Here is an 11,143-nt window from a genome sequence, read left to right on the forward strand (position 1 = left end):
TCACCTTCCGCCACGGGCTCCAATACTTCAAATCCCTCGCCCACGGATGGAGGCTCCGAAATGTGTGAATCGCCTAGCTGAAAACAGAGGGGCTTTTTGCGTTTGACCAAAGGAAATCCCCCATGGCAATATCGCCGAATGATCGAGTTCCGCACCCTTCCCAATGACCATCCAGACCTCGCGCAGTTGGTCCGCGTTTCACGCCGCTGACCATCGCAACTTCTCATGTGCCCGAGGTATTCAGCGGGCCGTCTGTGCCAACCCAGACCCAAACGGCAGGTATTGCCCTCGTGAATGGTCGCCGCTTGTCTGTGGTCATCACAATTGACCCGGTCGTGCTTGCGCGGCTCGTGCAAGCACTGGATCCGTCATGATTGCGTTTCCAGCAGGGACGAAGGTGTGGATTGTAGGCGGCGTGACGGATATGCGGCGGGGTATGAACACCCTTGCGGTGGCCGTCCAGCAGGACTTGGGACGAGACCCGCAGGCTGCGGAAACCGAATTGGCGCTCAGTCCAATAAGTCGCCGACGTAGACGGCGCTGACCCGACCTTGAACTCGTTTTGTGATGCGGCAGTTTGGCGCGCCGGGGCGCATATTGTGGGCATTGATGAATTTCGCCGCGATCTGCTGACATTCGGTATTTTGAAACCAGGAAAACCGAGCGATCTTGCGCTGTGACAACGTTCTAGCCCTCGCAACTGAACCTGGCGCCCAGCACTGGGACATAACGCGAGAAGGTATCGACGACAGTCAGGATGCGGATTTTGTACCCTGTGGCCCGTTGAAACAACTCAACACTAAGATCAGCTGTCTAATAGGACTTTTCTCAAAGCTGGCCGCACTGGTCGCCACGATCAAGGGTAGCGCAAACGCGACGCTACAGCACGGGCAGCTTATGTCGACCCGTTTCCATGCAGGCACCGTTTCCGCACCTGCAGCGCCAGCACAGCGAGCGCTATCGCCGCCCAAGTGGCGCGGTCGCAGGGTGCGCTTTGGCTGGTGGGCTAGTATAGGCTAAGGGGCAGCTTCATTGGCATTAGGGAGACTGGTTCACATTTGTGTGACGCCACCAGCGCGTTTGTTCAGTCTTGGGTGCGCCGCGAAACAACGCTTTCTGTAAAGCTTGCAAGATATCCGACAAGGTCATCTGATGCCTTTGCGGCCGCTGGCGCGTCATGGCGACAGATTGCATCTACCCGTGCCGCGTGCAGGTCTGCTGCGAGCGACATATCCGCGTAGCGCGCGTGATATGCATACCAGAACCGACGGGAGAGCCCTTGAATTTGATTGACGCTTCGCGACAGAATTTCGTTGTCAGAGGCTGCGGCCATCAATTCGTGAACATCGCGCAGGTTGTCCATGAACTGCCTTGCATCGCCCTTATGTGCGGCCTCGGCCAACAGTCGCATGCTGCCCTTTAATTTGGCGGCGACCTCGTCAGTGATGTTGTGGGCAGCATGAACGGCCATAAGGCGTTCAAGTTCGGCACGCACTTCCAGCACTTTCATCTGGACGACAACATCAATTTCGGAAATGCGACAACCGCGCTGCGCATAGATTTCTACCAGCCCATCGTTCTTTAGGTTCTGAAGGGCTATGCGAATCGAGGCGCGGCCAAAGCCGGTCTGATCTGCAAGCTTTTTCTCCGAGACAAGCTCATTTGGGCGCAATTCCTGCACGATGATCATCTCTTTAAGGACCTCATAGGCCTTCTCTTGGGCGTCACCTCGGCGTGCGATGGGTTTATCTTCAGTCATTTAGCCCTCCCATGGACGCCACATCTTACCACCAGAAATCATTCAATACTACCAATCACTAAAACTTTGACAGGTGACATTTATATTATTATACAACTAACATGTTAGGTGTTATCAATGCGATCTGTCAGATGGACTGGCCCCATTGCCCAGCGTCTAGCGTTCGAAACGAGCAACTTTGCGCTGGCCGGACTGGTCCATTGCCACGGAATTAAGATGGAGGGGATACAATGCAAACTTATCAACCCACTTTGGGAAGTGAAAGCTACCGAGACGTTCCTACATTCGGCGGCTTCGACATTGTTGTCCTTGGCGGCGGCCCTGCAGGAATTGCGGCGGCGACGACAGCGGCCGAGAGCGGGCACTCTGTCTTGCTGATTGAGCGTTTGGGCTTTTGCGGTGGGGCAGCCGTGTCTGGCATGTCGGGGACAATTTGCGGCCTCTATATGACGGTCGCGGACCCAAGTGTAGCGCAGCCGCAGCAAATCATCTTTGGCTTTGCAGAACGGATGCGACAGGCGCTTGAGGCAGAGGGCGGGCTTACCGCGCCACAAATTTATGGGAAAACCTGGGTAACGACCCATGACTGCGCGAAATACAAAAAGGTGGCGACGGATCTGTTGCGTGGTGCGGGTGTTCAGATCCTTTATCACACCGAAATGGTTGACGTGATCACCGAAGGTGACGCGCTGGTAGGCCTTGTACTGCATACGCGATCGGGTTTCGCTCGCGTCTTAGGCAAGCGTGTGATTGATGCCAGCGGCGATGCAGATGCGGTGTTCCGGATGGGGTTGGCCACGACCAAAGGCAATAACGGCATCATTCAGAACCCGTCTATGATGTTCAAGATCGGGAATGTCGACCTGCCGCGCTACCTTGAATATTGGGGGGACAACACCATTTGTCCGCCGAAAGTTGTAGAAAAGCTGGAACAGCGCGATGAGCTCTTGCGCAAGAAGGTTTGGTTGTTCCCAACCGTGAACCCCGGTGAAATTCTGGTCAATGGCACCAAAATCACCGGCTTTGACGGGCGCGATCTGGACGTGACCGATCCGGTTGACCACTCCGAGGCGGAGCAATTCTCGATCTATCAAGCGCGCGCCTTTTTTGACTTTCTAAAAGAAGAAATTCCGGGGTGCGAGAACGCTTACTTCATCGATTATGCCCAAGAGGTCGGTGTGCGGCAAACGCGTTCGATTGACGGCGTTAAGCGGCTGATGAATGACGATGTGGTCAAGGCGCGCAAGACCAATGATTCAATCGCGAAATCAAGCTGGCCCATAGAATTGCATTATGGGGCCAAGCCAAAAACAGAATGGCTCGTCGATGATTACTATGACGTGCCCTTTGCGACGCTGGTTCCGAAACAAGGGCGAAACGTCATTGTCGCTGGGCGCTGTCTGAGCGCCGAGCATGAAGCATTGGCGAGCTGTCGAGTGACAGCGCAGTGCTTTGAATACGGTCGGGCCGCCGCGATTGCCGCAGATTTGTCAATCCGGGAGGGGATTGATTTTCAGGACATCGACGGTGTCCAAATCTTGGAATTGATGAAAACAACAGAATAAATAGACGGTTTGAGGAGGAAACCCAAATGAAGACAGCAAAGACGGTCCAAGAGGGCCACAATCGGCAAGATGCCATAGGCATTGAGACGGATCACAAGATGCAGATCATCAGCGTGCTGATTATTCTGGCCACGGCGCTACCGCTGATCTTGTTCCCCGAGCAAGGCAAAATCCATCTCGACAGCCTTTTCAAATGGATGACCAGCAGCTTTGACTTCGCCTTTCTGGCCATAGGCTTTGCGGCTTTGGTCTTTGTGATTTGGCTGGCCGCTTCTCGGTTTGGAAATGTAAAGCTGGGAGACGCGGGCGTCGCGCCAGAATTTTCCTGGACCGCTTGGGGCGCCATGGTGTTTCTTGCCGGTATCGCGTCAGGCCTCATGCTTTGGGCCGGAACCGAGTGGGCGTATCATTATGCTTGGACACCTTTAGGTATAGAGCCGCGCACGCCGCAGATGTTTACCGTGGGGCAGGCATATGGCATCTTCCATTGGGGTCCGACAGCTTGGGCGCTCTACTGCGTTCCGTCGGTTGCAATGTCCTACATCTATTACGTGCGCAAAAAGCATGTCTATAAAGTTAGCGAAAGCTGCCGTGGCGCGCTCGGCGATCTGGTGGACGGTCCCGTAGGCCAGGTTATCAATTACATGTTCGTCTTTGGCATCTTGGGTGCGGCGGCCACATCGTTGGGCCTTGGCACGCCGATGATTGGCGGGGCGCTGGCCAGTGTGTTTGGCATTGAACCAAATGTGTATCTGGATGTGGCCATCATTCTCAGCTGCACCGTTATCTTCTCAATCTCTAGCGGCTTGGGGATGGAGCAGGGGATCAAGCGCCTTTCCTACTTTGGCTCAATTCTGACTTTGGCGATCATTATTTATGTGTTCGTGGCCGGTCCAACACACTTCATCACCGCGCTTGGGATGGATGCAATTGGCTACACCTTGCAAAACTATATCACCATGAGCCTTTGGACAGATTCGGTTGCAAAGACCGGATTTCCGCAGGCTTGGACCGTGTTTTATTGGGCTTGGTGGGTTGCCTACGCGCCGTTTATGGGCCTGTTCGTCACCCGTATTTCGATGGGTCGGACGGTGCGTGAACTGATCACAGGCATGCTTGTTTTCGGTACCGCTGGTTGCACCCTGTTTTATGTGGTTTTGGGCGGCTATAGCATCGATCAGCAGATCAATGGCCTGACGCCAATGGTGGATTTGGTCAACAACGATGGCGTGGCCCCCGCGATTATCGAAATGTTCAAATCCTTGCCAATGAGCGGTCTTGTCCTTGTCATGGTGGCTATTTCGGGCATCGTTATGTTGGCCACGACGTTTGACTCTGCCGCTTATGTCATGGCCTGCGCGTCGACTAAAGAACTGGATGAAGGCATGGAGCCTGCCCGAAGCAACCGGCTCTTCTGGTGTGGGGCAATCGCTATTCTGCCCATTGCGCTGTTGTTTCTTGGTGGGTTGAAAACCATGCAAACGGCCGTTGTGCTTGTGGGCCTGCCGATCATGGTGATCCTTGTGTTCATGATGGTCACCACTGTCCGGTTTATGAAGCAAGACGAAGCCTAAATCTGTGAAACGGGGTGGCTGCGGATCTTTGGCGCAGCCACCCCAACACCCCAATGGAATACAGCGATTTGGAGGAATTATGTCTGCAGCAATTGTTGAAAAAATCGAACTTTTGGCCGTAGGTCCAGATGGTAAAAAGGTCTCGTGGTCTTCCCATTTGGGCGAGATGTATGAAGCCATGATCCTTGTCAAAATGCAGCTTTCCAATGGCGTAGAGGCGATTGCAGGCTCTACGGCCTACACGGAACATGAATTTGACATGACCTTGTTTTCGTCCGCGTCTTTGATGGCGCCATTTGTGCTGGGCCGAAACATTCACGACATCCCTCAGATCTACGCTTTGATGCGCAGCCGCTACGTCCCGCTGGGTCATCTGGCCACGTCGCTGTTTGACATCGCCTTGCATGATGGCAAAGCCAAGACGCTGGGGTTGCCGATCTACCAGATGCTGGGTGCGGCGCGCGACAAAATCCTAGCCTATGCCTCTAGCCCGCTTTTGCCGGATGATGATGCCTATATTGCTTATTGTCACCATATGCTGGGCAACGGCTATCGCGCCATCAAGATCCATCCATATTGCCGCTTTGAGGACGATTTGCGTCTCGTGCATCGCTTGAACCAAGAGTTCGCCGGCAAAGGCATCGGATGGATGCTTGATGCGGATGCAAATTACTCCCTGAGTGAAGCGTTGCGCATGGGCCGCGTGCTTGATGCTGCCGGATGGGAGGTCCTAGAGGCGCCGATCCCGGATAGCGATTTTTCGGGATATAAGGCGCTGGCAGATGCCCTCGATACGGATGTTATTTGTGGCGGCAATTCAGTGCCCGACCTACGTCTGATCCAGCTTGCGTTGCAAATGCGGTCATGGGATCGCAGTCGTTTTGACGTCACCGGTATCGGTGGGTTCACGGGCGCCAACGAAGGCATGGCGATGACGCGCGCCCACGGTATGAAGTGCGAAGTCCAAAGCTGGGGTTATACGCTGACCCAAGCGGCAAACCTCCATCTGATGTTGGCCCATACGAATTGTGACTACTTTGAACAGGCCGCACCCTTTGAGAAGTATGAGTTTGGCGCGAAACAGGTGATCCGTCCGGACGATGAAGGTTTCGTCCGACCCAGCAGCTTGCCGGGGCTTGGAGTAGAGATGGACTGGGACGCGATCACGCCATATGTCTACGCGCGCCGGACCTTCGAAACAAAATGACCGTAATAATCAAAAAGATCGAAGTGCTTTGTTTGGTTGATCCAACGGCTGGGGAACACCGGTTCGAAGGCAGCTATCAAAATGTTGTCGTCGTGGTTCATAGCGATAACGGCGAAATTGGAATTGGAGAAAGCGATGCGCCGCCCAGCGTGATTAAGTCGATTATCGAGATGCCAGATTACAATTCGCTTGCGGGGGGATTGGCGAACATCCTAACGGGGCAGCAGCTGGACGACCCGACCCGCCTGGCCCAGGAAATGTATGACCGCACTCAATGGTTCGGTCGCAACGGTGTGGCCATTCACGCGATTAGCGCGCTTGATATTGCGATTTGGGACCTCTTCGCGCGGTCCCAGGGAAAACCGCTTCACAGCGTTTTAGGCGTAAAACACCATGATCGCTTACCGGTCTATGCCACGATCTACCCGCTTGAAGACACCGCTGATAAGATCACGGCACAGGTTGCGCCTTTGTTAGAGGCCGGTTTTCGACATCTGAAGGTTTGTGTCGAACCCTGGTGGTGTGACCACGACCTTGTCCAACAAAACCTAACGCATTTGCGCGCCATTGTCGGGCCTGATCGGGGTTTGATGCTAGATGTGGCGCAGGAATTCCAACGGTTGGCGCAGATGGAGCCGTTTCTTGGGTTGCTGCAGGACCTTGGGTTCAACTGGATTGAGGCCCCGTTCCCACTTGATAATCTAGCGGATCATATCAAACTCAAAGCGGCCACCAGCATTCCTTTGGGTGTTGGGGATCTGGGAATGACGACCTGTAAGGAATTTGTCCCCTACCTTACCGCAAATGCCTTTGACATAGCCCAGCCCGACCTAACCATGTTCGGCGGGCTGAGCGAAGCCCGCAAGCTAGCGTCTATGCTGGCACCAACCGGACGCCGGATTATTCCGCATGGTTACAACACCGACATTACGATCGCGGCAAATATTCATTTTCTAGCAACATTGCCCGATGTTGGCTTAATCGAGTATTCGACGAGCCAATCGCGACTGCGTCGAGAGCTTGTGCATGGATTGGCGGGCATCGATGCCGACGGGATGATTGCGGTTCCTGACACTTTTGGACTTGGCTTGACTTTGAACCAAAAATTGATCGCAGAAACCTGCGCGAAGGCGTGATGCAGGGCGGTTAGATCGAGCATGCCTTTGGGTCAGGATTTCGGTAACGGGGTCGTTCCTGTCAAGCGGTATTGCGCATGCGGAAAGTGCCGCCTGTCTGCGGTCTTGTCCTTTGAACGATTGATCCGCTCTCCTGATCGGTAGCCTTCTCCTGAGATCGACCCGAGTGCATGCTTCGGTCCGTGGTCAGCGCGATGGCCCCCAACATGATGCTGGTTCAATGCAATTCCGATGTGCCCATCTCATTGGCGTGCTCGATATGATCGGCATCAATCCTGAGCACGGCATCACAGGAACCGCGTCCCGTGGGGACCTCGAAGACCCGCGATCAGGCGGGCAACAGTTTGTAACCTGTATCTTCAGCCGGCATGACCGCATCGCCGCGGATGGTATCGATCCGGTCGAGGTTAGTGGAATAGGTGATCTCGGCCGAGACGACGTTGCCCAGGCTGCTGCCGTTGCGTTTAGCGTGCCGTTGAAATTGCCAAAGCGTTGAAAGCCCAGCGCGGTCGGCGTGCCAGCGGCAGTTGCGGCGGCGATGGCCTCACCCTGGGCGATCAGCTTTGCCGAGCCGTCAAAAGGCCGGAGCGTTGCATCTGCCAGGACAGTTGATCCAGCAAGCAGCCCGAATATATCGCAAAGCGCGGCACCTCGGGCATGGCGGTCTCAATCGACATGCTGGGCAGCGTCCAGTTGCCCGACTGAAACGTGTGGGTTTTGGGCGTGGTGCCGGTGGTGGTGGGTTGGACGAACGCCGCCTTCAGCCAGAACCCGAAGGCCTCGACATCGATCGGCACCACGACGTCACCGTCGGCCGTGACCGCATCCTTGATCGGTGCCAGAGGATCGCGGTCATAGCCCAAGAGTTCCGATTCCAGCAGTGGCTGCTCCGAGCCCAGTGTCGTCCGGGCGAATGGCATCAATCGGAACCCGCTGACGGGTGGGGTGCTGTAAACCGTCTCAAAGCCAAGCGCCATCTGCGCCCGGGCGCCTTGCGCTCGTGCCATGTCTTTCTCCTTATTGTTGGGCGTCAAACGACGGGCGCGCCCGTCGTTTGACAGGAGATGCGCGAATGCTAGTTCTAACTCTTCGGCAAGGTTTTCAAGGGCGTCGATTGAAAGGAACGGCTATTGAGTTGGCCTCAGCCATTAGCCACCGGATCAACGCGCTGGAAACGGCTCTGGGCAAACGCCTGTTCGAGCGGCGCGTCCGTGAGATCCAGCTCACGCAGGATGGGATTGAACTGGCGCGCGGCGTCGCCCGTATCTGGGAGGATCTGCAACAAGTAGCGGCGCAGGTCACGCGGCAGGACGTTTTGCGCGTCTCGATCGGGCCTTATCTGTCACGGCAATGGTTGCTCCCCCAGAAAAGCGCGTTCGAGGCGGAAAATCCGGGGTTGCGGGTTGACTTGATCCACCGAATTGGCGAGCCCAGAGCCAAGACTGGCAGATGTGTCGATCGTCAGGTCGAAACTCACGGATTTCGAGACGAAGGATGTGAAACTTTTCGACAGCAAATCCATCCCGGTCGCTGCACCCAGTCTGCACTTGAAAGGCGATTTCTGCACAGGGACCGTCCCACCAATTCACTACCGCGACCGCTCCGCATGGCGGCATTGGTTGAAGGCAGCGGGCGCGCCAATCGGCTTTGCTGACAGAGGCGATGTAATCGACAAACCGAACCTTGTGCTTGAAGCCGCCTATGGCAGGGGGAATTGCCATCGGCTTTCTGCCCTTTGTGCAGAATTATGTCGACGCGGGCAGACTTGTGTCCGTCAGTTCGACATTCGCCAATTCCGATCGTGGCTATCGGTTGATCATCAACCCACCTCGCCACCCTCAAGCGGGCCTGTTCGTCCGCTGGATCGCAACCCAGGCCCTGAGCGCGAAGGATTTCATACCCTCAGAACAGCGCTAAACTGGGAATTGCACGATCGCCAATCCTGCTCGGTTAGCCGAATAAGGTGGAACGCGTGAAATGAAGGTGGGCGCAGTTTTTTGCTGTCCGTAACAGAGGGTGCGTCGCAAAGCCTCCACTTGAGCACTTGTAGCGAATGGCCGCCCCGCAATGTGGACCCTGGTTAGTCCGGCAGCGAGCGTCCAGTTATCCGTCACTACTCGGTCAAATACCATCATCAAACGGCTCGAATGCGGCGGGGCTGGCCCGATGCCAACGGGGCAGATAGCCAAACCCGTCTTCTTCGTTGCGCAGCAAGAAGCCTTCTGGCAGGTACGGGTACACTTCCTCGCCGGTCACCATAACGCGGTCATTCACCCGCATCATCAAGTGGCGCGGCATGAAGTTGCTGGGGTGGGTTAGGCCTGCGGCACCTGTCATATCGCTCAGCGCCTTTAAAGTGTTGCGATGAAAGTTAGCCACGCGCTGCGACTTGTCAGTGACAACAAGCGCGCGCTGGCGGAATTTATCTTGGGTGGCCACGCCGGTTGGACAATGGTTGGTATGGCAGGCCTGCGCCTGAATGCAGCCGATGGAAAACATGAAGCCACGGGCCGAGTTTGCCCAATCGGCACCAAGTGCCAGCGCGCGCGCAATATCAAAAGCATGGATAAGCTTGCCCGACGCGCCGATACGGATTTTGTCACGCAGCCCCGCCCCGCGCAGGGTGTTATGGGCGAAGGTTAGGCCCTCGACCAGTGGCATGCCCATATGGTTGGCAAATTCCAGCGGCGCCGCACCTGTGCCGCCTTCTTTGCCATCAATCACGATAAAGTCGGGCGTGATGCCAGTTTCCAGCATCGCTTTGACAATGCACATGAATTCGCGCCTGTGACCGATGCACATTTTAAAACCAACCGGTTTGCCGCCGCTAAGATCCCGCAACCGTGCGATGAATTCCATCATTTCAATCGGTGTTGAAAAGGCGCTGTGCGCAGCTGGGGAAATGCAATCCACGCCCATTGGCACGCCACGTGCTTCGGCGATTTCGGGCGTGATTTTGGAGGCGGGTAGAACGCCGCCTTGGCCTGGTTTTGCGCCTTGGCTCAATTTGATCTCGACCATTTTGACCTGATCACTGGCCGCGAGCATTTTGAATTTTTCGGGGTCAAATTGCCCATCGGCCGTACGGCACCCAAAATAGCCGGAGCCCACCTCAAATATCAAATCCCCACCGCCCTCGCGGTGATAACGGCTGATGCCACCTTCGCCAGTGTCATGGGCAAATCCACCCGCTTTTGCGCCTTTGTTCAGCGCAAGAATGGCGTTGGCCGACAGAGCGCCAAAGCTCATTGCCGATATGTTGTAGATGGAGGCGTTGTAAGGTTGGGAGCAATCTGGTCCGCCGATGGTGATGCGGAAGTTGGGGTCTGTAATCTTTTTGGGGCGAACCGAATGGGTCAACCACTGATAGCCGCTATCGTAGACTCGCTTTTTGGTGCCAAAAGCCCGCTTGTCTTCGACATTCTTGGCGCGTTGGTACACGATTGCCCGCGCTTCACGCGAAAAAGGCACCTCGTCTTCGTCAGACTCGATCAGATACTGGCGGATCTCGGGGCGGATGGTTTCAAACAAATAGCGGATATGCCCCAAAATCGGATAATTGCGCAAAACGGCATGACGTTCTTGTGAGAGGTCGCGGATGCCAACAACGGTCAGAAGGCCAAAGCCGAGCGCGGGCCAAACATAAATGCCCGACCAAAACAGGCCAACGAGTGAGGTAAGCATCAAAGCAATGCAAAGGCCAAATGTAGACATTCTAATAAGTGGTGAGATCATGTGTGTTGTTCCTGTTGAGGCGAAGTCCAAGCGCTTTGGCCTGCGTTATCAATTCTGAGGCCTGCTATACCCTGCCCGCTCTCCACAGAACGAGTTATTGTCAAATCTGGTGTTTGAGGCTTGTCGGTCATGCGGCGATCTGGTCTGGGGTTGTGGCTTCAATTCCG

General features: G+C 55.4%; 8 protein-coding genes and 1 pseudogene. 6 read left to right on the forward strand and 3 right to left on the reverse strand.

Going from position 1 to position 11,143, the window contains the following annotated elements:
• Positions 1 to 370 precede the first annotated feature (370 nt).
• Positions 371 to 544, forward strand: coding sequence for an IS66 family insertion sequence element accessory protein TnpB (gene tnpB / locus ACEN2J_RS19585; protein WP_442108275.1), 174 nt, complete (start codon positions 371 to 373; stop codon positions 542 to 544).
• A gap of 540 nt (positions 545 to 1,084) precedes the next feature.
• Here the strand turns inward: tnpB and ACEN2J_RS19590 are convergent.
• Entirely contained in the window at positions 1,085 to 1,759 is a 675-nt protein-coding gene (locus ACEN2J_RS19590) for a GntR family transcriptional regulator (protein ID WP_442108277.1), read from the reverse strand.
• Between the two features lie 230 nt (positions 1,760 to 1,989).
• Between ACEN2J_RS19590 and ACEN2J_RS19595 the strand changes: the two genes are divergently transcribed.
• The 4 genes from ACEN2J_RS19595 (at position 1,990) to ACEN2J_RS19610 (ending at position 7,241) form a co-directional block, all read left to right on the forward strand.
• Entirely contained in the window at positions 1,990 to 3,324 is a 1,335-nt protein-coding gene (locus ACEN2J_RS19595) for an FAD-dependent oxidoreductase (RefSeq protein WP_442108279.1), read from the forward strand.
• Between the two features lie 26 nt (positions 3,325 to 3,350).
• Positions 3,351 to 4,898, forward strand: a complete 1,548-nt coding sequence (locus ACEN2J_RS19600; protein ID WP_442108281.1) for a BCCT family transporter — start codon at positions 3,351 to 3,353, stop codon at positions 4,896 to 4,898.
• A 79-nt stretch (positions 4,899 to 4,977) separates the two neighbouring features.
• A complete protein-coding gene (locus tag ACEN2J_RS19605) occupies positions 4,978 to 6,105 on the forward strand; it encodes a mandelate racemase/muconate lactonizing enzyme family protein (protein ID WP_442108283.1) in 1,128 nt (375 codons plus the stop codon).
• Positions 6,102 to 7,241 (forward strand): mandelate racemase/muconate lactonizing enzyme family protein, encoded by a 1,140-nt coding sequence (locus tag ACEN2J_RS19610; protein WP_442108285.1) that lies wholly within the window; start codon positions 6,102 to 6,104, stop codon positions 7,239 to 7,241. The genes ACEN2J_RS19605 and ACEN2J_RS19610 overlap by 4 nt, the downstream gene beginning before the upstream one ends.
• 355 nt (positions 7,242 to 7,596) lie before the next feature.
• Here ACEN2J_RS19610 and ACEN2J_RS19615 read toward each other — a convergent pair.
• Positions 7,597 to 8,248: pseudogene (locus ACEN2J_RS19615) on the reverse strand (phage tail tube protein); the annotation flags it as partial.
• 65 nt (positions 8,249 to 8,313) lie between these two features.
• Between ACEN2J_RS19615 and ACEN2J_RS19620 the strand changes: the two are divergent.
• Positions 8,314 to 8,895: a LysR family transcriptional regulator gene (locus tag ACEN2J_RS19620; protein ID WP_442108287.1), complete on the forward strand. Its 582-nt coding sequence runs from the start codon at positions 8,314 to 8,316 to the stop codon at positions 8,893 to 8,895.
• Positions 8,896 to 9,362: 467 nt separating this feature from the next.
• Here ACEN2J_RS19620 and ACEN2J_RS19625 read toward each other — a convergent pair whose 3' ends face one another.
• The gene (locus tag ACEN2J_RS19625) at positions 9,363 to 10,976 is read right to left on the reverse strand and encodes an FMN-binding glutamate synthase family protein (protein WP_442108289.1); all 1,614 of its coding nucleotides are present in this window, start codon (positions 10,974 to 10,976) and stop codon (positions 9,363 to 9,365) included.
• Positions 10,977 to 11,143 lie beyond the last annotated feature (167 nt).

Source organism: Pseudorhodobacter sp. W20_MBD10_FR17, assembly GCF_052119765.1.
Taxonomy (GTDB): domain Bacteria; phylum Pseudomonadota; class Alphaproteobacteria; order Rhodobacterales; family Rhodobacteraceae; genus Pseudorhodobacter.